General features: G+C 33.9%; 16 protein-coding genes. 7 read left to right on the top strand and 9 right to left on the bottom strand.

Annotated elements, in window-relative coordinates; all coding sequences use genetic code 11:
• The first annotated feature begins 43 nt into the window (after positions 1 to 43).
• Entirely contained in the window at positions 44 to 556 is a 513-nt protein-coding gene (locus AC5ZCW_RS01205; RefSeq protein WP_281632506.1) for an adenine phosphoribosyltransferase, read from the top strand.
• Here the strand turns inward: AC5ZCW_RS01205 and AC5ZCW_RS01200 are convergent.
• Genes AC5ZCW_RS01200 through AC5ZCW_RS01185 form a run of 4 tightly spaced genes read right to left on the bottom strand, consistent with a single transcriptional unit; the run spans position 553 to position 3,031 of the window.
• Complete coding sequence (locus AC5ZCW_RS01200) at positions 553 to 1,203, bottom strand: response regulator (protein WP_496117367.1); 651 nt, start codon at positions 1,201 to 1,203, stop codon at positions 553 to 555. The genes AC5ZCW_RS01205 and AC5ZCW_RS01200 overlap by 4 nt on opposite strands.
• A complete protein-coding gene (locus AC5ZCW_RS01195; protein WP_343544195.1) occupies positions 1,193 to 1,975 on the bottom strand; it encodes a sensor histidine kinase in 783 nt (260 codons plus the stop codon). The genes AC5ZCW_RS01200 and AC5ZCW_RS01195 overlap by 11 nt, the downstream gene beginning before the upstream one ends.
• Positions 1,948 to 2,595, bottom strand: a complete 648-nt coding sequence (locus AC5ZCW_RS01190; RefSeq protein ID WP_496117365.1) for a hypothetical protein — start codon at positions 2,593 to 2,595, stop codon at positions 1,948 to 1,950. Before AC5ZCW_RS01190 ends, AC5ZCW_RS01195 begins: the two co-directional genes overlap by 28 nt.
• A gap of 7 nt (positions 2,596 to 2,602) precedes the next feature.
• Positions 2,603 to 3,031, bottom strand: coding sequence for a hypothetical protein (locus AC5ZCW_RS01185; RefSeq protein ID WP_496117363.1), 429 nt, complete (start codon positions 3,029 to 3,031; stop codon positions 2,603 to 2,605).
• A 258-nt stretch (positions 3,032 to 3,289) separates the two neighbouring features.
• Here AC5ZCW_RS01185 and AC5ZCW_RS01180 point away from each other — a divergent pair, with 258 nt between their 5' ends.
• The 3 genes from AC5ZCW_RS01180 to AC5ZCW_RS01170 all read left to right on the top strand — a co-directional run bounded on the left by AC5ZCW_RS01180 (position 3,290) and on the right by AC5ZCW_RS01170 (position 8,351).
• On the top strand, positions 3,290 to 5,305 hold the full coding sequence (locus AC5ZCW_RS01180; protein WP_343544193.1) for a hypothetical protein: 2,016 nt from the start codon (positions 3,290 to 3,292) through the stop codon (positions 5,303 to 5,305).
• Positions 5,306 to 5,379: 74 nt separating this feature from the next.
• Positions 5,380 to 7,527: a hypothetical protein gene (locus AC5ZCW_RS01175; protein ID WP_496117361.1), complete on the top strand. Its 2,148-nt coding sequence runs from the start codon at positions 5,380 to 5,382 to the stop codon at positions 7,525 to 7,527.
• Positions 7,527 to 8,351 (top strand): N-acetylmuramidase domain-containing protein, encoded by an 825-nt coding sequence (locus tag AC5ZCW_RS01170; protein WP_496117360.1) that lies wholly within the window; start codon positions 7,527 to 7,529, stop codon positions 8,349 to 8,351. The genes AC5ZCW_RS01175 and AC5ZCW_RS01170 overlap by 1 nt, the downstream gene beginning before the upstream one ends.
• Before the next feature lie 279 nt (positions 8,352 to 8,630).
• On the opposite strand, the gene pheT is transcribed toward AC5ZCW_RS01170, so the two are convergent.
• A complete protein-coding gene (gene pheT / locus AC5ZCW_RS01165; RefSeq protein ID WP_496117359.1) occupies positions 8,631 to 11,051 on the bottom strand; it encodes a phenylalanine--tRNA ligase subunit beta in 2,421 nt (806 codons plus the stop codon).
• 274 nt (positions 11,052 to 11,325) lie between these two features.
• Here pheT and AC5ZCW_RS01160 point away from each other — a divergent pair, with 274 nt between their 5' ends.
• The 3 genes from AC5ZCW_RS01160 (at position 11,326) to AC5ZCW_RS01150 (ending at position 14,370) form a co-directional block, all read left to right on the top strand.
• A complete protein-coding gene (locus AC5ZCW_RS01160; protein WP_343544188.1) occupies positions 11,326 to 12,831 on the top strand; it encodes an aldehyde dehydrogenase family protein in 1,506 nt (501 codons plus the stop codon).
• Between the two features lie 63 nt (positions 12,832 to 12,894).
• Positions 12,895 to 13,929 carry an alcohol dehydrogenase AdhP gene (adhP, locus tag AC5ZCW_RS01155; RefSeq protein WP_281632516.1) on the top strand — a complete coding sequence of 345 codons (1,035 nt, stop codon included), beginning with the start codon at positions 12,895 to 12,897 and terminating at the stop codon, positions 13,927 to 13,929.
• A gap of 66 nt (positions 13,930 to 13,995) precedes the next feature.
• The gene (locus AC5ZCW_RS01150; RefSeq protein ID WP_343544187.1) at positions 13,996 to 14,370 is read left to right on the top strand and encodes a DUF779 domain-containing protein; all 375 of its coding nucleotides are present in this window, start codon (positions 13,996 to 13,998) and stop codon (positions 14,368 to 14,370) included.
• A gap of 121 nt (positions 14,371 to 14,491) precedes the next feature.
• On the opposite strand, the gene AC5ZCW_RS01145 is transcribed toward AC5ZCW_RS01150, so the two are convergent.
• The 4 genes from AC5ZCW_RS01145 to AC5ZCW_RS01130 form a co-directional block, all read right to left on the bottom strand.
• A complete protein-coding gene (locus AC5ZCW_RS01145) occupies positions 14,492 to 15,415 on the bottom strand; it encodes an AraC family transcriptional regulator (protein WP_496117357.1) in 924 nt (307 codons plus the stop codon).
• Between the two features lie 72 nt (positions 15,416 to 15,487).
• The gene (locus AC5ZCW_RS01140) at positions 15,488 to 16,351 is read right to left on the bottom strand and encodes a bestrophin family protein (protein ID WP_343544185.1); all 864 of its coding nucleotides are present in this window, start codon (positions 16,349 to 16,351) and stop codon (positions 15,488 to 15,490) included.
• A gap of 247 nt (positions 16,352 to 16,598) precedes the next feature.
• Positions 16,599 to 17,909 (bottom strand): TolC family protein, encoded by a 1,311-nt coding sequence (locus AC5ZCW_RS01135; protein ID WP_496117355.1) that lies wholly within the window; start codon positions 17,907 to 17,909, stop codon positions 16,599 to 16,601.
• 37 nt (positions 17,910 to 17,946) lie between these two features.
• Entirely contained in the window at positions 17,947 to 21,045 is a 3,099-nt protein-coding gene (locus tag AC5ZCW_RS01130) for an efflux RND transporter permease subunit (protein ID WP_343544183.1), read from the bottom strand.
• Positions 21,046 to 21,090 lie beyond the last annotated feature (45 nt).

Below are 21,090 nucleotides of genomic sequence, written 5' to 3'. Positions count from 1 at the left end.
ATGTGAGATAAACAAGAGAAAAATAACAGAAAATTTAAAAAAAATGAAGATTGAAAATTATATACGTGATATTCAGGGATTTCCAAAAGAAGGAATTTTGTTTAAAGATATAACTCCTTTACTAATTAACCCAGAAGCGCGAACAAATTGCTTAAAAATTTTGGTTGATTCATTAGAAAATCAAAAAATAGACAAAGTTGTTGGTGCTGAATCGCGTGGTTTTTTCTTCGGAATGCTGCTTGCGCAGGAATTAAACGCTGGATTTGTTCCAGTAAGGAAACCAAAAAAGCTTCCGTTTGATACGATTTCTGCTTCATACGAGTTGGAATATGGAACAGATAGCTTAGAAATGCATACCGATGCTATTAAAAAAGGAGATCGTGTTTTAATTCATGATGATGTTCTGGCTACTGGAGGAACCGCAAAAGCAGTTTGTGAATTGGTGGAGAAATTAGGTGGAGAAATTGTGCAATGCAATTTCCTGATGGAGCTGACTTTTTTGAACGGAAGAGAAAAAATTGCAGCATATCCTGTTTTTGCAGCTTTAACTTATTAAACAAAAACAATTTTATGCTTAATGGCATAAAGCACTAGTCCGATTCGGGTTTTTATTTCCAATTTATCAAAAAGCGATTCTCTGTAGCCGTCGATGGTTTTTGGACTTAAGCACATTTCTGATGCAATTTCTTTGTATGTCATTTCGGTGCAGGCATGTTTAATAAAAACAATTTCTTTTTCTTTTAAAGAGATTCTTTTATTATCGCTGTTGACTTTGTTGATCAGCATTCCAGAAACAAGTTCGGTGAAATAAAAACCCTTTTCGACAACACATTCAATAGCTTCTTTAAAAATCTCGGGCGAAGTGTCTTTAAGTAGATAGCCTTTTGCTCCGTTTGTAATCATTTTTATGATAATTTCTTCATCATCATTTACAGACAAAGCAATTACTTTAAGGTCGGGTCTGTTGTCTTTGAGCCATTTCATGGTGCTTAAACCGTCCAGAACAGGCATATTGACATCTAGCAGAATAAGATCAATTTCGGTAGAATTATTTTCTTCAAGATAGTCTATAAAAACTTTTCCGTTTTCAAAACGTTCTATCACTTCATAATCGCCAAAACTCTTAATCAGCAATTCAAGCGACTGCGAAAAGAGCAAATGGTCGTCTACAATTATTATTTTTCTTTTAGCGTTAGTCTTCATGGTCTTGGGTTAAAGGATATTCGATAGTTACACTGGTTCCGGTGCTGTCTGAATCAAGGATTAACGCTGCACCAATAAGTTTTGCCCTTAATTTCATGTTATTCAATCCGATTCCTGAATTTGACTTCTTAAGATCGTAACCAATTCCGAAATCTTTTAATTTTAAAATGAAATGAGAATCGGTAGTTTCAATATGAACATCAAACAAATCGCTCCTGGAGTGTTTTAAGCTGTTATGAAGCGCTTCTTGGAAAATTCTATAGATAATGAGTTCATGCTCCTTATTTATGGCTGGAACTGGCCCGATTTGATTAAAATTGAATTTAATCTTTTTAAGTTTCTTGATCCTTTCTAAATCCTGCTGAATAGCTTCGAGAAAGTTGTTTTGAAGAAGATTGTCTTTGTTTATAATTCGCGAAAGAATTCTTAATTCGTCTAAGGATTTTGCTAAAACCGCTTTTAGATCCTTAAGTTCGTTTATTTGTACATTTTTACTACTAATGCAGATGTTAAGCTGCATAATAGCCACCGAAATAATCTGGCCAATATTGTCGTGTAATTCCTTGCTGATTTCAGATAATGTCTGGTCTTTTATCTCAATTCTTGTTTTAACCAATTCGGATTGGAAATACAAATCGGCTTCCATTTTTTCTACTAAAAATTTATTTTTCTTCTTTAGAAAATAAAAGAAAATAATAAGCAGAACACCAACTAAGGTAAAGAGAACTATACTCAGGGAAATGACTAATAATTGTATTTCTTTTCGCTCCATATAAATCCAATTATAAAACAACTATGCGCCAAAAAATTTAAAATAAACAAAACCAAACTAAAAATAGAATCGTCTTGTTTGATTAGAAAACAGTTAATAGCCAGCATAAAAGGTGTAAAAGGAACATGAAAAACGAGTATACCGAGAATATACCAGAAAAATACCGATTTTTTAAAATTCAATATTTTTTCTGAATTAAAAATCTCAATCAGATAAAGGCAGGATAATATTAATACTAACAATACACCAATTGCAAAACTATAGGTAAAGGAACGGTTTATGTCTTCTTTGAAATATAAAATGTTCAAGAAAAAAGACATCATAAACAAAATTAAAAATAGAACAGCCGAATTTCTGTGGTCTTTTTTTGTAAGAAGGGCTTTTAGTAACAGGATATAGGCAGAGAGACTGGCAAACATGTAGAAATTGTAAACGTAAAAATTGAGCAAACCCGTCCATGAGGTAAAGTAATAGCCCACAATTTCAATTACAATAGAAAACCAGATCAAAATTACTAAAAATTTAGCTTTATTACCAGGAAGTTTTGGCAACGCAAATAAACCAATCGTTCCTGACAATAAAGCCATATAGATGATATAAGATCTTAAAAATTCGAACATAATTTTTTTAGTATAATAAGCTTGGAGGTCTTCCGATGTTTCCGTAATTCATTGGTTCAAGGCTCTGGATATCAGAAGACATTTCTTGCATTAAAGCAAAACTTTGCATTTGTGTGCTTTTGTTTTGTGTTTTTTTGCCTGTAGGTACCAAAAATAAGGTGGTCAATCCTGCTTTTTCTCCATGTGCGTCGTCGTCTGGATATACCCCAAAATAAAAACGGATGCCGTCTACATCATAACCGTCTTTCGCTCCATTAGTTTTGATATAATGAATATAATTTTCCAATTCTTCTAGAGAATACCAGATAGCATTCGCATCTTCTTTTTCTGCTTTTTTTGCTGTTAGCGAAGCTTTTTTATTGTTGTAATTCACATTTAATTGTCTAGCAAATTCTTTTGTGATCAACTGACTTGGTTTTGCGGGTTGATTTTTCATAGTTTATTATTGATTAATTGGTTAAATGTTTAGTTAACAGCTTTTTGAGTTGTTATGCAAGACAAAATTATTTGAAACGAAAAATTCCGGCAAGGGGAAATATACCCTTTTTTGGTTAGGTAAAAATATTTAAAAAATTGGGTTAAAGTGCTGTTACATAATAATTTGTAAAAATAGAATTTTACATCGTCAGTTTTAAGGTAAAAAACAGGCAATCATAAATGTAACCTATTAAATAATCAATTAAATTTTTAAATTATGTCACAACCAACACCTCTAGGTTATCCTCATGCAGGAGCCGGAACAGTAGAAATTCTTTTAGAAAAAGAAGACGGAGCAGATTATGCAGTGCTTTTTTCGCCAGATCCTAATAATATGTTATTACGAGATGCCGGTCTGCCAATGCAGTTTTACTATTATCCAAAAGCACCACGTCTAGCTAAACACCCAGATGGAAGATTTAAATTTGCGATGCAGGTTTTTAAATCAGAAGGAGATTCTTCAACCGTAATTGGCGCAGAAGGATTAGAAGAAGAAGCAGGGGCATATACTACTTTAACTAGTACAATAGATTTGCCTGAAGCATTATTGAAAAAAGCAATCGATAAATTAAAAACAAAATTACATACCAGTTACAATAATCAGAGACAATCAAAACTGTTTGGATTGTTTTCTTTCCTAAAAGGTGTCGATCGCGATTTTAATGAAACCAATGTTAGACCTATTCAGTTAACAGAGAATACGATAACAATGCACGTAGTGGGCGAAAAATCCCCAAACAATCCTTTTGGTGGAGCAAATCCTTGGACATTTAATATTCAGGGCGAAGGAGCAGGAACTACATTTGGATTAGGAGATAACGCGCTTTCTGTGCTTATGGGGCGTAACAGCGCATCATTGGTGAAAAATGCATTAGAATCTGGTTCTAATAATCTCGTAGTCGAAAACAAAATTAAATACAAAGGCTACATGCCCACAACAACTATCAGAACAGAAGTTAAGGCGCAAAAAGTGCATAGTTATTTTTCGGCAAAAGCAAATGTAAGTGTAGGATTTGTTAATGTGGACTGGGAAAGTGAATATGAGAAAATTGTAACCGAAGGCGGTATCGTAAGCGAAATTATTACTGATAATCAGTTCTCTAATGAAGAAAGAAAAAAAGTAGAAGAAGCGCTTTTTACCAAACAAAGAGATTTTGCTTTTCAATTGTTGCAGAAACAAATTTTTGATGTAGCAGATAAACAATTTACACCTGCATCAGCTCCAGAAAAGTCAGGCGGACTTTTCAGGATACTTTTTGGTGGTGCAAGCGTGGGAGTAAGTTTAAAACACGGTAGCCAAGTTAGAAAAGTTGACTTTGCAGACGAAATCAAATTTTCTGCGGTCGAGGTTTTAGATTCAAAAATCAGTGGAAACCTAACACCTTTAACTTTAAAATCTGGCGCAGAAGCAAAAGCAGATTTGAAAAACTACATTACCGAAATTCAATTGGATGAAGATTTCTCAAAAGTGCAGGTAATTGCATCTTTAAATGGAGGTTTAGTTAAATTGGATAAAGACAGTGATATTGTGAATGATAATCCGGTGAGTCAAGTTTCTATCGAAGTGGGATATCCAGATTCTAAAGGTAAAATAATCTGGAAAAGTTCAGGCAGAATGATTGCGCCAGAAGGAACTCCGTATGTGAAAAATGTCAGCAGATCTGGTAAAGAAATCGATGCAATTTTCCCTGCAACGTGGAATGATAAATCTAAAGAAAAAAATGCTTTTGTATTTGATTTTGTAAAAAACAACGGTTCTTCTAAGGTTAAAGTAAGACAAGAAGTAATGTACGAAAAAGACAAGAGAATCAAATTAAAAGATACAACTAGAGAATATGAATTTGAAGGAACTAAAATATTCGTTCCGCTTCCGATTCAGAACATGATCAATTATACGCTTTCTACAGAAGCGCTTTATGATTGCGATACTCTCGAAGTAACTTTAAAAGCAGATAAAATGTCTTCTAAGAAGTACAAATTTACAGTTGATAATTTTGAAGATGCCATTCCTTACAGAGCTTGGTATGAGGCCGATTATACGGTGAAACCGACAGAGTATAAAGTAAAATATACTTGCAACGGTAAAATTGGCAAGAAATCTAAAAAAGTTTCTGTTTCAACAGATTACATCAAACTTGATTATCAGGAAGGCGATGTTTTGTTTGAAATTCCAACAGGAACAGACGCTCAAAATGCCGATATCGAGAAAATCAGAGCTCCATTTATGGAATAATTTTTTTGAGACATTTTGCAAAAGGGACGTAATGTCCCTTTTGTTTCTTAACTCATCACTTAAACCTAAACGTCATGCCAGATTTAAATACATTTAAGCTCAGCGGAACCAAATTGGTTCCTGTAAACCGATTCAATCTCGAGCCTGCCAAACCCAGTACTGCATTTGCAACTGCGACACTTTTAAATAATGCTGAATTCAAAGTAATCGAGCATCCGATTATTCATTCTATAGATATTCAGCCGATTTTAGTTTTGCCAATTATTGAAAATTATTTTCCTCTAATAGAAGGAGATAAGGCTATTACAGAGAATGATTCCTTTAAGGATTATTTTAAAAATGAAATTACCTTATTTTTTCCTCAAGTAGAAGTAGAGCCTAACAATGGAACGCTGTTTTATTATGAAGAAGTGCCTGGCAAATCTGCAGATGAAGGCGGATTTATGGGAAGAGTTACTTTAAAATACAGCATTAAAAATAGACCGTTGCAGACCAATGAGAAAAGTATCGATTTAAATTTTAGACAGGCCGTTTTAAATTTAAAAGTAAAAAATGATATTGTTAGAGTTAACGGAACTGTAAATACTGCCACTCAGGAAATTCAGTTTGATTTAATTGATGAAGCTGTAAAAATTGCCTTTTCGAATTTAGTTTCAAAAATAAGCGATTTAATGTGCGATGTTGATTTGTTTTTTGACTTTAAAGGATATTCTAAGGTAAAACGTAATTTTTTGTTTGCGAAAGATATAGCGGTTTTAAGAAACCCAATTATCACTAAGACTGACGTAACAGCCAAAACAACTTTACAGCCAAAAGCAACGCTTATATCAAGTCCGTTAATGGTAAAAACTACGAGAACGGGAACGGTAGCGCCAAAAATGGTAATCTCTGGAATTAGAAGAGATAATGATATACAAGCCGAGGTTCAAGAAGAATATGTAAAAAGCACTTTTCTTCTTAAAATCAATAAAACGGTAAATTATCCGCGCGTACCCAATGCTCAGACAAGTTTATACTGGAATAACGAAGGCCCGTTTTTTAATAATCCTTTTAATTTAAATGAAGATTTTTCGGAGTTTAAACAGATATTCGTTTCAGGATATAACTTTAGCCAATTGTCGATTTATAAATCAATGGTACAGCCTAATACATTTTTATTGATTTCTAAAATTTACAGCCTCTCTAAAGATTTAGATAATATGAGGCCTTGTGTGACGACTATTTTTCATGCATACGAAGAAGGCACTGATACATCCGAAGAAATTTCGAAGATCTCTTTTCAATTTGCTGTTCGTCCGAATCTTTCCAATTATGATCTTGCGAAGCTGAAAATTGCCTTATTGCAGAACAATTTTATTGATGGTGATGCAGCCGATTATTTTGATAAGGTTCAGTTTCTATTTCCTAACGATGTTGGAGCTGAATTTGAGGTAAATGGAAACTATTTTCTTCAACAAGCATCGATTACGGCAGATGGGAAACATTACATTTTTGATCTCTCAACTGAAAATTTATCGGAAGCCAGTATTCTAATCAATGCGTTAAACAATACAATTTCACAATATGCTAATATCAACTTTAAATACAAAGAAATAAAAGATACGAGCGTAATCGAACTAAATCTTGAAGAAACTATTGGAGAAATTGTCGAAAGTTTGATTGATAATCCGATGAAGAAAATTCAAATCAATAATCAGTCTATTTCAAACTGCAAGCTCAATTCTATTTTACTGCTTTACAATCAAAATGCAACGTATCTGAACAGTGTTTTTTTTAAAAATTATCCGCAGCTAGTAAGTAACGATACTAAATTTCTTGATTTTACGGCATTGAACCCAAGTTCTTCGGGCGAATTAAAAAATGTATTTTTTGATTTTGAAAATATCGAAAATATCAGTTCTGAGTTTAGCCAGATCGTTTCGCAATCAACTTCTTATAATAGGTACGTTCAAGTTCAGATTAAAAGCCAGACAGCTGCAACGACAAGGATTACGGTTGAATTAACAGTTCAGGAAACGGGAAGTAAATTTGCAATCGAACGCTTAAAATCTGAATTCTCGACACCTATATTGTTCAATTTTATTATGAAAAACACATTGAACAATACGACACTGATTTCATATAAAGTTAATTATTTTGACAAAAATGATAATCTCACAGGTTCTAAAAACGATGTTTTTGATTTTTCCAAAACATCAATTCTCACCATAAATAAAAAATAATGAGAACCATAAAAGCAGGCACAAAATCTCCCGAAGTTTATTACTTAAACGAGCTTTTGTCCAAATTAAATTACAGTGTAATTGTTTCCGATTATTTCGGGACAGAAACAGATAAAGCGATCAAGGATTTTCAGTTAAAAAACAGTCTTGTGGTTGATGGAGTAGTGGGACTAAAAACATGGTCGGCACTTTTAGAGAAAAACAGCAATGGCTTTTCGGCAAACAGTAAATTATTGTCAGAGCAGGATTTGATTGATTTTTCAAATCAGTTTAATTTAGAACTCGCAGTTGTAAAAGCAGTAAACGAAGTCGAAAGTAACGGAAAAGGTTTTTTGATCGATGGTCGTCCGAAGATTTTATTTGAAGGGCATATTTTCTGGCGAGAACTTGAAAAAAGAGGTATCAATCCAAGAATTTATATCAATGCGAATACACAGGATATTTTATTTGAAAATTATACGAAAAAGTACTACGTTGGTGGAACAGCCGAATATGTACGTTTAGAAAAGGCAAAAAATCTTGGTACAGATAAAAAATTCACAGATGCAGCAAATAGTTCGGCTTCTTGGGGACTTTTTCAGATTATGGGTTTTAATGCAGTTTCTATCGGTTACAGTAGTGTTGATGAATATGTAGAAAAAATGAATAAGAATGAAGGTGAGCATTTAAAAGCTTTCGGTTTGTTTCTAGAAAAGAATAATCTGATTGGATTGCTGCGAAATAAAAACTGGGCTTCATTTGCTTTAAAATATAACGGACCAGCTTACAAAACCAATAAATACGATGAAAAGTTGATGAGAGCGTATCAGAAATATTCTAGGTGAAGGAAAGTTTCAAGTTTCAAGTTTCAAGTTTCAGGTTTCAAGTTTTTTTAACCGCAAAGAGCGCAAGGTTTTTTTATGCAAACTGTAGCAGAGCATAGAAAAGTTCGCAAAGCTTGAAGAATAAAAACTTTGCGAATCTTTGCGAAAAATCTTTGCGCTCTTTGCGGTAAAACTATACTCAAAGTTTATCAACTTGAAACTTGAAACAAAAAGCAAAAAACAAAACCCGACAAGTTTTTTTTAAAACAAGTCGGGTTTGTATATTAATATAATCAGATCTTATCTCAAACTAGCGCCAAGCTCCGTTTCAAAAGTCTGCTGTAATTTAGACATGATTTTGTCAATCTGAGTATCGGTTAAAGTTTTAGTATTGTCTTGAATAGTAAAACTCAATGCGTACGATTTTTTTCCTTCTGGTAATTTATCACCTTGGTAAACATCAAATAAGTTAACGTCTTTTAAGAGCGTTTTCTCTGTTTGTTTTGCCAAGTTGAAGATACTTTCGTAAGTCGTGCTTTGATCAATTAATAAAGCCAAATCTCTACGTACTTCTGGATATTTAGGAATTTCAGTGTATTTAATTTTTCCAGTAATGATTTTTAAAACCAAATCCCAGTTAAAATCAGCATAATATACATCTTGTTTAATACCGAAATGCTTTAAAATTGGCTTTTTAATAACGCCCATTTCAACCAAAATATCATTGTTGTATGTAATTGCTGTTCCTTCAGAATAAATATCAGATTGAACTGGTGCATTCGAAATTTTTTCAATTCCCAAACGAGATAAAATAGCTTTTACATATCCTTTCAACAAGAAGAAATCTGTTGTTTTTTGCGGACTTGTCCAGCTTTCTTTGTTTCTATTTCCAGAAACTAATAAAGAAAGGTGTTTGTGCTCTTCATATCCGTTTAAATACTTGTGATATGTTTTTCCGAATTCAAATAATTTTAAATCCGAATTTTTTCTATTGATATTATAAGAAACAGCTTCTAATCCAGAAAACAATAAAGACTGGCGAAGTGTCGCTAAATCACTACTCAACGGATTCAGCATCGATACATTATGTTCTTCTTTTAATGAAGTCGATAATTTTGCATACGCTGCAGTTGTCAATGAGTTAGCCATCATTTCGTGGAAACCTTGTGAATTCAACTGAGAAGCAATTACGTTTTGTACTTTGTAATCTTCTGTTCTTGGTGAATTTGCTACAGTAGCATTAAATTTCTTAGAGAAATTAATGTTGTTATAACCATAAACTCTCAAGATTTCTTCGATTACGTCAATTTCGCGCTGAACGTCTACACGATATGCTGGAATTGTTAAGCCTAAACCAGTATCAGAAACGCTATTTACTTTAATGTCTAAAGAAACCAAGATTTTTTTGATCGTATCTTTTGGAATTTCCTGTCCGATAATTTTAGATACATGGCTAAAATTCAATAAAACAGAAAAATCTTCCACTTTTTTAGGATAAACTTCTACAACATCAGAAGTGATTTTTCCGCCAGCAACTTCCTGAATTAAAAGTGCCGCACGTTTTAAAGCGTATTCTGTAATCGTTGGATCAATTCCTCTTTCAAATCTAAAAGAAGCATCAGTGCTTAATTGGTGTCTTTTTGCTGTTTTACGAATGCTTACAGGATCAAAATAAGCACTTTCTAAGAAAATAGATGTTGTTCCTTCAGAAACGCCAGATTTTTTACCTCCAAAAACTCCAGCAATACAAAGCGGACCTTTTTCATCACAAATCATTAAATCTTCTTTGTGAAGTGTTCTTTCAACGTCATCAAGAGTAACAAATTTAGTTCCTTCAGCAGCTGTTTTTACAATAATTTTTCCGTTGATTTTGGCAGCGTCAAAAGCATGTAAAGGCTGTCCTAATTCATGAAGAACATAATTAGTAACGTCAACAATATTATTTTTTGGAGTTAATCCGATAGCTTTTAAACGGTCTTGTAACCAGCTTGGAGATTCATGTACAGAAATTCCAGAAATAGTTACACCACAATATCTTGGAGCTAAATGAGTATCTTCAACATTTACATCAATTTTAAGCGTACGCATGTCAACTCTAAAATTGCTTACAGAAGGTGTAATCAATTCTATGTTTACGCCACGCTGCAACATTCCCGCTCTTAAATCGCGCGCAGTTCCAAAATGGCTCATTGCATCGGCACGATTAGGTGTCAATCCAATTTCGAAAACTTCATCATTTGCAATTTGAAAAACTTCAGAAGCAGGAGTTCCAGGAACTAAATCCTCAGCCAAAACCATAATTCCGTCATGACTTGTACCTAAACCTAATTCGTCTTCAGCACAGATCATTCCGTGACTTTCCTGTCCTCGGATTTTTCCTTTTTTAATGGTAAATTCTGCACCTTCTTTATCGTATAAAACGGTTCCAATTGTTGCAACTGGAACTTTTTGTCCTGCAGCCACATTTGCAGCACCGCATACAATTTGTACAGGAGCTTCTAAACCAATATTAACGGTAGTAACTTTCAACCTATCAGCATCAGGATGTTTTTCGCATGTTAGCACGTGTCCAACAACAACGCCTGCTAAACCTCCTTTTATTGATTCGTATTTTTCGACAACTTCAACCTCTAAACCTAAATCTGTTAGTAATTCAGAAGTCTGCTCAGATGTCCAATCTGTTTTAATAAATTGTTTTAACCAGTTGTAAGATATTTTCATTGTAGTTCTTTAATTCTTTGTATGAGGTTACAAATATAAGGATTGCGCGTTGGAGTAGGAAAAAATTGAGTAGTTTTTTCTAGTTGTTTTTAATTGACCGAAAAATGCTGCTTTCTAATTATTTAGCAATTTATGGATTGAAATTTTGATAAATGATTATTATAAAAGAGCAAAAAAAACGAATGTGTAATTTTTGTGCTACAAGATGAATGAATAATGCTATTCTGTTTCTTTTTATGAAACTAAATTTGGAGTAAATCAAAAAAAGAATATTATGAGCACCGCAGTAAAAAGACCTGAATTTAAGGCAAAATACGATAACTATATTGGCGGAAAATTTGTAGCGCCAGTTACAGGAGAATACTTTGATGTAGTTTCTCCTATTGATGGAAAAGTATTTACAAAAGCAGCACATTCTGGAAAAGAAGATCTCGAGTTGGCTGTAGATACTGCTTATGAAGCATTTAAAACTTGGGGAAAAACTTCTGTAACCGAAAGGAGTATTTTACTAAATAAGATTGCACAAAAAATTGAAGACAATTTAGAATATATCGCTGCAGTTGAAACGGTTGACAACGGAAAACCAATTCGTGAAACACTTGCAGCCGATATTCCGTTAGCAATTGATCACTTTAGATATTTTGCTGGAGTTATTCGTGCAGAAGAAAGTTCGATAGCAGAATTAGATTCGCAGACGGTTTCTATTGCGTTAAGCGAACCTCTAGGGGTTGTGGCGCAGATTATTCCGTGGAATTTTCCAATTTTAATGGCAGTTTGGAAAATTGCTCCAGCTCTTGCTGCAGGAAATACAATTGTTTTGAAACCAGCAGAAAGCACGCCAATATCTATTATGGTTTTAATGGAATTAATTGGAGATATTCTTCCTCCTGGAGTTCTGAATATTGTAAACGGATTTGGTGCTGAATTAGGTCGTCCGTTAGTAACTAATAAAAAGGTATCGAAAGCAGCATTTACAGGTTCTACCACTACAGGACGTTTGGTAATGCAGTACGCTACAGAAAACATTATTCCGGTTACTTTAGAATTAGGCGGAAAATCTCCAAATATTTTCTTCCCATCAGTAGCAGATCACGATGATGATTTCTTTGACAAAGCCGTAGAAGGTGCTGTATTATTTGCTTTAAATCAAGGTGAAATTTGTACTTGTCCTTCAAGATTATTAATTCACGAAGATATTTACGATAAGTTTATCAAAAAAGTAATTGAAAGAACAGAAGCCATTATTGCTGGAAATCCGTTAGATAAATCTACTATGATTGGTGCTCAGACTTCGATTGTTCAGAAAGAAAAAATCATGTCTTATATCAAATTAGGAAAAGAAGAAGGAGCAGAATTATTGACTGGAGGTGATGAAAATAAACTTGGAGGCGATTTAGAAGGTGGTTATTACATCAAACCAACTTTATTTAAAGGTCACAACAAAATGAGAATTTTTCAAGAAGAGATTTTCGGGCCTGTTTTGGCGGTTACGACTTTTAAAACTACTGAAGAGGCGATCGAAATTGCAAATGATACCATGTATGGTTTAGGAGCTGGTGTTTGGACACGTGATGCACATGAAATCTATCAGGTTCCAAGAGCGATTCAGTCTGGTCGTGTTTGGATTAATCAATACCATTCTTATCCTGCAGGAGCTCCGTTTGGAGGCTACAAACAATCTGGAATAGGCCGTGAAAATCATAAAATGATGCTGAGCCAGTATCGCCAAACCAAAAATATGCTGATTTCTTACGATAAAAAGAAATTAGGTTTCTTCTAAGAGAATATAAACTTGAGAATAGAAAGCTAAAAAAGTTTTCTATTCTCTTAAAACCATAGAATTATGCTTCCAAAAACAATGAAAGCTGCGGTCGTTAGAGAATTTGGTTCTCTTCTACAAATTGAAGAAGTTGAAGTAAAACGCCCAGGTAGAAATGAAATTCTTGTAAAAGTAATTGCAAGTGGAGTGTGCCACACCGATTTACATGCTGTAGATGGGGATTGGCCAGTTAAACCTAAAATGCCTTTAATTCCAGGACATGAAGCTGTCGGATATGTTGTTGCAGTAGGACCAGAGGTGAAAAATGTAAAAGAGGGAGACGCTGTTGGTGTGCCTTGGCTTTACAGTGCCTGCGGTGGCTGTGATCATTGCATTACGGGCTGGGAAACATTATGCGAAAGTCAGCAGAATGGAGGTTACAGTGTAGATGGCGGATTTGCAGAGTATGTAATTGCAGATGCCAGATATGTTGGAATTTTGCCTTCAAATGTGAATTTTATTGAAATGGCTCCGATTTTATGTGCTGGTGTTACGGTTTATAAAGGATTAAAAGAAACTGAGGTGAAACCTGGCGAATGGGTAGCAATTTCTGGAATTGGAGGTTTGGGGCACGTTGCTGTACAATATGCAAAAGCTATGGGAATGAATGTGGCTGCAATTGATATTGGAGATGATAAATTGGAACTGGCAAAAAAATTAGGCGCCGATTTGGTAGTGAATGCTAAAAATCAAAATCCTGGAGAATTCTTAAAGAAAGAGGTCGGTGGAATGCATGGGGCATTGGTTACCGCAGTTTCTCCAATTGCTTTCAAACAAGGGCTTGAGACATTGAGAAGAAAAGGTACAATGGCATTAAACGGACTTCCTCCAGGCAATTTTGATTTGTCTATTTTCGATACTGTTTTAAATAGAATCACCATTAGAGGGTCTATTGTAGGAACTCGAAAAGATATGAAGGAAGCAATTGAATTTGCTGTTGATGGCAAAGTCAAAGCAACAGTAACAACTTCAAAATTAGAAGATGTAAACACCGTTTTTGATAAAATGAAAAAAGGTGAAATAGAAGGAAGAATTGTGCTAGATATAGCACAGTCCTAAATAGTTGGTTATGTTAAAGCAGTAAAATCTTAATTGAATTTACTGCTTTTTTTAATTTTTATAGCGATGATTAAACGAATTGATGCCACAGAAAAAGCAGTCGAATTGATTAATATTCTAAAAGAAAAACACGGTGATTTAATGTTTTATCAGGCTGGAGGATGTTGCGAAGGTACACAACCGCAGTGTTTTGAAAAAGGAGGTTATTATCAGCGAACTGGAGATGTTTGTATTGGTAAGGTCGAAGATGTTGAATTTTGGGTAGACAAAGATTTATTTGAATACTGGAAACATGCTCATTTTACTCTTACTGTTATTGACGCATTTGGAGTAGGAGGTTTTTCTTTAGAAACTCCATTAAAAAAGACTTTTCAAATAGAATATAGAATTTTCACTCCAGAAGAAGAAAAGGATTTAGAACCGATCACAAGAATTGAATGAGTTTTTTTGTTTCAAGTTTCAAGTTTCAAGTTTCAAGTTTCAAGTTTGAAGTTTCAAGTTTCAAGTTTCACGTTTCAAGTTGAAAAACTTAGAACCTTAGTAACTTAGCACCTTAGTGCCTTTAATTTATATAAAGTAACTGATACTGCTTTGGTGTTATTCCCTCATATTTTTTGAATAATCTGATGAAGTAGTTGGCATCTTCGAAACCAGCCAAATAACAGACCTCGTTGATTTGTAAGCTCGGATTCTTCAATAAGTTTTTGGCACATTTTATTTTTTCATTCAAAATATATTCAATCGGACTCATTCCGAGTTCGCGTTTAAAGAAGCGGTAGAAAGAAGTTGTACTCATACAAGCTTTTTCGCTCAATACTTTTAAACTCATATTCTCTTTTAGGTTCTGTTTGATATATTCTGTAACCTCTGTAATTGGATTATTGTTTTCAAGAAATTTTCCCTCAGTAAGAGATTTTACTGTCTGCGTCTGAATAATCCTTATTAGCAGTTCTTTTAAAGTTAAATCGGCAAAAATATCTTTAGTGATCGATGTGCTCATGCATTCTTTGATGAGCTTATTAATCGTTGCAGCCATTTCTACATTATTGTAAAAGAAATAATTCTGATAGTTTAACTGCCAGTACATGTTATTTCCTTCTTTCGGATATTGTTCGTTTAAGAAGTTTAAGATTTCTATAATCTTAGATTGATCAATAGCCAATGCCAGACATTGAGTCGGATTGCTTTTGGAGGCTTCTGGAAAGTCAATTTTCATTTCTACGTTTGAAGGAACAATAACAGTTTCTCCAGGCAGATATTCAAATTCAGGATCATCAAAAAGATGCATGACTTTTTTGCCTCTTAGCATGCTGGTCACCACTAAGTCGTTAAATTTTAACGGAACCATTTTAGTCGATTCGTAGGTTTCAAACAAATTTAATTCACAATGATTCAGATTGTAAATAGTTCTGTTTTCGACAAGAGTCTTTAATGATTTTTCTTGCGATAATTGGAGCGGATTGACTAAAAATCGTTGGTTGTTCATTAAATTTACTTTTTTGGTGAAGACTTTAAATTTAATGAAAATAAGAATATAAACGGCAGATTTAACGTTTTGTTAAATCAGTTCTTCAACGTGTTTTTTGATATTTTCGGAAATTTTTCTTGTTGGAAGATCATTTTCGTCATTTCCAAACGGATCTTCAATTTCTTCGGCGATAAGCTCTAAACTTGCCAATACATAAAAGATAAAAACCACCACAGGCGCAACGAGATAACCTAAGCTTACAGAATATCCAAACGGGAGTGTCATCGTATAAAAGAAGATGAATTTCTTTATAAAAGCACTGTAAGAGTAGGGAATAGGTGTGTTTTTAATACGCTCGCAAGCTCCACAGATATCTGTAAAAGCAACTAATTCGTCATTTAACGTAATTAACTGTTCTCCCGATATTTTTCCTGCATCATACAAATCGTTGATTTTATGATACATTATTCTTTTTAACTGATTTGGTTTGTGTTTGTGATGGTCAATTTCCAAATCAACATCCTCAAAAAGTTGTTTGCTGGTTTCTTCGTCTTTTAAATGGATATTTAGAATTTCAGCATACATCGGAATAAATTTTCTAAAAAACTTTCTGTCATTCTCGTCTTTTAAAATTGCTGAAAGTTTTATAGCTAGATTACGGCTGTTATTTACAAGTCCGCCCCAAAGTTTTCGGCCTTCCCACCATCTGTCGTAAGCGGTATTGGTTCTAAAAACAAGCAAAAGCGAAATTACAAAACCAAGCATTCCGTGCATCATTGGAATGTTATGAATATAATCGTTTTTGGTTACCTTAAAATACTGAAGTTCGAGATAACATACAATAGTGGCATATATTCCAATTGCAATCATAATCGTAAACAGTTTTCGAACGGTATCCGATTTATGAAAATGAAAAATAAAGGTGAACCAGTCTTTAGTATTGTATGTAATCATTGAAGAATGTTTTAAAACAAATTTAAATTAAAAAAATATTCTGCTGTGTGTAAAAAAGAAAAATATTTAGTCCCAAGAAATATAGATAATTTGAGATTATAAAAACAGAATGTTTTCTTGAACAAGGCTTTGTAATACTTTGCACTTATTAAAAAAAAAATCTGCCGAATCTGCAAAATCTGCTAGAGAAAAATAGCTCGCAGATTTTGCAGATTTGGCAGATAATATTTGACTTTTAAAAGGGAAATTAAAAATTAATATTTCCCGCTAATTCTTTTAAGGCAATTTCAGATAATTTTGCTTCGTATTGCGCATTGCTGTAACGCACTTTTGCATTGACATAATTTAACTGAGCAGTTCTAAAATCGAGTGTTGTAATAGTTCCAATTTTAAATTTGTCTAATGTGATTTCTAAATTCTGTCTGGCAATAGCTTCATTGTTTTCTTCTAAACCAATCAATTCCAAATTGGTTAAATACGTTTGAAAAGCAGTGCTTAATTGCGTATTTAAAATCGTGTTTTGCTGTTCTATGGCAATTTGCGAATTCTCTATCTGTAATTTGGCTACTTTTTCATTTCGATGCTGATTAAAACCATCAAATATGTTCATAGAAGCATTAAAACCATAATTTAAACCTTTTGAAGACGTTTCGCTGGTAAAACCTAAACTAGATTGGCTTTCAGAGAAATTATATCCCGAAGTTAATCTTAAAGTAGGATAACGGTCTGCTTTTACTTGTTTGAGCTGTAATTCGGCTATACGTTTATTGATTACCTGCGCTTCTAAACCTGGATTTTGTTTTTGAGCCAAATCCATTAAATCAGCCAAAACTAATTTATTGTCTACTTTTACTTCATTTGTAACCTTGAAATCAATTTTTGGATCGCGCGCTAAATATTGGTTCAATAAAATTTTGCCATTAGCATAAGACTCCTTTTGTCTTAACAAAGCCACTTGATCTGAATTTAAATCTACTTGAGCATTTAAAACCTCTAATTTTGAAGCCTTTCCGATACTGAAACGGTTTTTAGCCAAAGTCAGACGCTGGTTCGAAATTACGATTGTAGTATCTAATGCGGCCAATTGCTGCTGTTGTAATACTAAATCATAATAAGCAGAATTTACCTGAGCAATTTTAAGCAAAATCGTTCTTTTAAGTTCTGCATCGCCCAATTTTTGAAGCTCTTTTAATTGGTCTAGTTTGGCAAACATTTTCATTCCGTCAAAAACAGTCCATCCTAAACTAACGCCGTAATTTAAGCTATTGTTTTTAGCATTATTCAATGTCGTTGATGTACCATCCTGACGCACTTGTGTTGAATTTGTAAGGTTATTGTTATCAACAATAGAGGCAGTTGCAGTTGGCAGCATTCCTGCATTTCCAATGGTAACGTTTGTTTCGTTTATTTTGGAATTGTTTTTTGCTATTTTAATCTCAAAATTATTTTCCAAAGCTATGGTCATAGCTTGTTCAATAGTAAGAACTTCCTGTGCTTTTGTCTGAATTGCACAAAAAAACAGGATAAGTACTGTACAATATATTTTTTTGATATTCATATTTGTTTTCTTTAACCAGAAAGTATATTTCTGGTTTTTATTTAATGCTTTCTCTTTCGTATTCGTCAATATGGTCAAACTCTGGATAATGCTTTCTTGCTCTTGACCACATAAAATATATTGCAGGAATTACAAAAAGCGTTAAAGCCAAAGAAAAGATAGTTCCTCCCACAATTACAACTCCCATACCAATTCTACTAGTCGATGCCGCTCCAAGAGAAAGTGCAATTGGAAGTGCTCCTAAAGCAATGGCTAAACTCGTCATTAAAATTGGACGTAAACGTGCTTCTGAAGCTTCTAAAATAGCTTCTAATTTAGGTTTTCCTTGTTCTCGTAACTGATTGGCAAATTCTACAATCAAAATACCGTTTTTGGTTACCAGACCAATTAGCATTACCGTACCAATCTGACTAAAAATATTCCAAGTCTGATTGAATAGCCATAGTGAGAATAAAGCTCCTGCTACTGCCATTGGTACCGTTAAAATGATGATAAATGGATCAATAAAACTTTCAAATTGTGCTGCCAGAATCAAGAAGATTAACAATAAAGCCAATCCGAAAGCGAAAGAAGTATTAGAACTACTTTCTACGAAATCTCGTGATTCTCCAGCTAAATCTGTAGTGAAACTTTCATCTAAAACTTTTGCTTTAATTCGGTCCATTTCTTCAATTCCGTCGCCCATACTTTTTCCTGGCGCTAAACCAGCAGAAACTGTTGCAGACATGTATCTGTTATTATGATACAATTGCGGCGGATTGCTTTGTTCGTAAACATTTACTACGTTATCCATCTGGATTAATTCACCTTTTTTGTTTTTCACAAACATAGAAGTCAAATCCAAAGGTTTCGATCTGTCTTTTTGGTCAAATTGTCCAATTACCTGATATTGTTTTCCATTTTTAATAAAATAGCCAAAACGCTGTCCGCTTAAAGAAAGCTGCAAAGTTTGTGCTATGTCAAGAATTGAAATTCCTAAACTTTCTGCTTTTGCACGGTCAATGGTAACGTTGATTTCTGGTTTATTAAATTTCAAGTTTACATCTGTTGTAGAAAACACATCACTTTTACCCACTTCACTCATAAAAACAGGAATTTTTTCTCTTAACTTATCAAAGTTTGGAGCCTGAATAATGTATTGAATTGGTAAACCTCCACGTCTGTTTACTGCAATTGTTGGTTGTTGGGTTACAGAAGTTTTAGCATTCGGATATTGTTTTGTCCATTTAGTTAACTCCTCAGCGATTTCCTTTTGAGATTTCTTTCTTTCGTCAACATCTTTTAAAGTAAGCCTTACCAATCCGCTATTTACAGAGTTCGAACTAAATCCCGGCGAAGTAATAACCAAACTAACTTTTTTCTCTGGAATAGAGTCATCAATTAGCCTTGAAATCTCCTGCATAAATTTATCTGTATACTCATAAGACGAACCTTCTGGAGTAGTCATACGCATGGTTACAGAGCTTCGGTCGTCATAAGGAGCAGTTTCTTTTGGAAGGATAGTGAAAAATAAGTAGATCAGTCCGAAACAAGCAATTAGGATAGGGAAACTAATCCATTTTCTATCCATGAATTTCGTTAAAGCTTCGGCATAACTACTGTTCATTTTTTCGAAAAATGGTTCTGTTTTAATATAGAATTTCGATTTTTTCTGTTCGCCACCTTTCATTAAATAAGCATTTAACATTGGCGTTAAAGTCAAGGATACAAAGGCAGAAATTAATACAGCAGCTCCAATTACGACCCCAAATTCTCTAAAGAGTCGTCCAACGAAACCTTCAAGGAAAATAACGGGTAAAAATACCGCCGCCAAGGTTACAGAAATCGAAATTACGGCATAGAAAATCTCATTAGAACCTTTAATAGCTGCTTCAATAGGTGACATTCCTTCTTCAACTTTCTTGAAGATGTTTTCAGTTACTACGATTCCGTCATCCACAACTAGACCAGTTGCCAAAACGATAGCTAGTAAGGTTAAAACGTTGATAGAAAATCCGAAAAGCCACATAATGAAGAAAGTAGCAATCAAAGAAACAGGAATATCAATCAAAGGTCTGAAAGCAATTGCCCAGTCTCTAAAAAACAGATAAATAATAATGATAACGAGAATAATTGAAATTCCTAAAGTCTCAGCCACCTCAAGTACTGATTTCTTTACGAAAATGGTATTATCAAGTGCGATGTTAAGTTTGATATCTTTTGGAAGATCTTTCTTTAAAGCTTCGTATTTTTTATAAAACTCAGCAGAAATATCCAAATAATTTGCTCCCGGCATCGGAACGATTGCAAGACCAATTAACGGAAGTCCAGATTGGCTTAATTTTGTTTCTAAGTTTTCTGGCCCTAATTCTGCTCCCCCAATATCACTTAAACGAACAATTTTGTCACCGTCTGTACGAATGATAATATTATTGAATTCTTCAGGTTTAGAAAGGTTTCCAACTGTTTTTACCGTTAATTCGGTATTGTTTCCTGTAAGTTTTCCAGAAGGCAATTCGACATTTTGTGAATTTAATGCGGTACGAACATCTGAAACTGTGCAGCCGTAAGCTGAAAGTTTTGCAGGATCGATCCACAAACGCATTGCGTAACGTTTTTGTCCCCAGATTTGTACAGCACTAACGCCCGGAATTGTTTCTAATCTTTGCGAAATAACGTTCTCGGCATAATCACTCAATTCTAAAGAGCTTCTAGTGTCACTTTGAACAGTCATCGAAATAATCGCCTCACTATCTGCATCGGCTTTAGATACAACCGGCGGAGCATCAATGTCTTGCGGTAAACTTCTAATGGCTTGTGAAACTTTGTCACGAACATCGTTTGCCGCTTCTTCTAAATCTTTATCAAGATTAAATTCTATTGTAATGTTACTGCTTCCTTGGTTACTAGAAGAAGTAATGTTTCTGATTCCGTCAATTGCATTTACCGCTTTTTCAAGTGGTTCTGTAATTTGCGATTCAATAATGTCGGAATTGGCACCCGTATAATTGGTACGAATGGATACCTGCGCAGGGTCAATAGAAGGAAATTCTCTGACTCCTAAAAAAGTATAACCAATAAAACCGAATAAAATAATTAATAAATTCAGTACTATGGTTAAAACAGGTCTTTTTATACTTGTAGTTGATAAACTCATGTGTGATTTTAGATTTTAGAGTTTGGATTTTAGATTTTGCGAGAT

It is taken from the genome of Flavobacterium sp. PLA-DH12, from assembly GCF_059511845.1.
This window is presented reverse-complemented; position numbering and strand designations above follow the sequence as displayed.

What these genes read in the sequence shown, in the direction of transcription:
- AC5ZCW_RS01190 (WP_496117365.1), bottom strand. Translation starts at nt 2,595, where the DNA reads ATGTTCGAATTTTTAAGATCTTATATCATCTATATGGCTTTATTGTCA.
- AC5ZCW_RS01140 (WP_343544185.1), bottom strand. Translation starts at nt 16,351, where the DNA reads ATGATTACATACAATACTAAAGACTGGTTCACCTTTATTTTTCATTTT.
- AC5ZCW_RS01145 (WP_496117357.1), bottom strand. Translation starts at nt 15,415, where the DNA reads ATGAACAACCAACGATTTTTAGTCAATCCGCTCCAATTATCGCAAGAA.
- AC5ZCW_RS01135 (WP_496117355.1), bottom strand. Translation starts at nt 17,909, where the DNA reads ATGAATATCAAAAAAATATATTGTACAGTACTTATCCTGTTTTTTTGT.
- AC5ZCW_RS01130 (WP_343544183.1), bottom strand. Translation starts at nt 21,045, where the DNA reads ATGAGTTTATCAACTACAAGTATAAAAAGACCTGTTTTAACCATAGTA.
- AC5ZCW_RS01205 (WP_281632506.1), top strand. Translation starts at nt 44, where the DNA reads ATGAAGATTGAAAATTATATACGTGATATTCAGGGATTTCCAAAAGAA.
- AC5ZCW_RS01200 (WP_496117367.1), bottom strand. Translation starts at nt 1,203, where the DNA reads ATGAAGACTAACGCTAAAAGAAAAATAATAATTGTAGACGACCATTTG.
- AC5ZCW_RS01160 (WP_343544188.1), top strand. Translation starts at nt 11,326, where the DNA reads ATGAGCACCGCAGTAAAAAGACCTGAATTTAAGGCAAAATACGATAAC.
- AC5ZCW_RS01150 (WP_343544187.1), top strand. Translation starts at nt 13,996, where the DNA reads ATGATTAAACGAATTGATGCCACAGAAAAAGCAGTCGAATTGATTAAT.
- AC5ZCW_RS01175 (WP_496117361.1), top strand. Translation starts at nt 5,380, where the DNA reads ATGCCAGATTTAAATACATTTAAGCTCAGCGGAACCAAATTGGTTCCT.
- pheT (WP_496117359.1), bottom strand. Translation starts at nt 11,051, where the DNA reads ATGAAAATATCTTACAACTGGTTAAAACAATTTATTAAAACAGATTGG.
- AC5ZCW_RS01180 (WP_343544193.1), top strand. Translation starts at nt 3,290, where the DNA reads ATGTCACAACCAACACCTCTAGGTTATCCTCATGCAGGAGCCGGAACA.
- AC5ZCW_RS01170 (WP_496117360.1), top strand. Translation starts at nt 7,527, where the DNA reads ATGAGAACCATAAAAGCAGGCACAAAATCTCCCGAAGTTTATTACTTA.
- adhP (WP_281632516.1), top strand. Translation starts at nt 12,895, where the DNA reads ATGCTTCCAAAAACAATGAAAGCTGCGGTCGTTAGAGAATTTGGTTCT.
- AC5ZCW_RS01185 (WP_496117363.1), bottom strand. Translation starts at nt 3,031, where the DNA reads ATGAAAAATCAACCCGCAAAACCAAGTCAGTTGATCACAAAAGAATTT.
- AC5ZCW_RS01195 (WP_343544195.1), bottom strand. Translation starts at nt 1,975, where the DNA reads ATGGAGCGAAAAGAAATACAATTATTAGTCATTTCCCTGAGTATAGTT.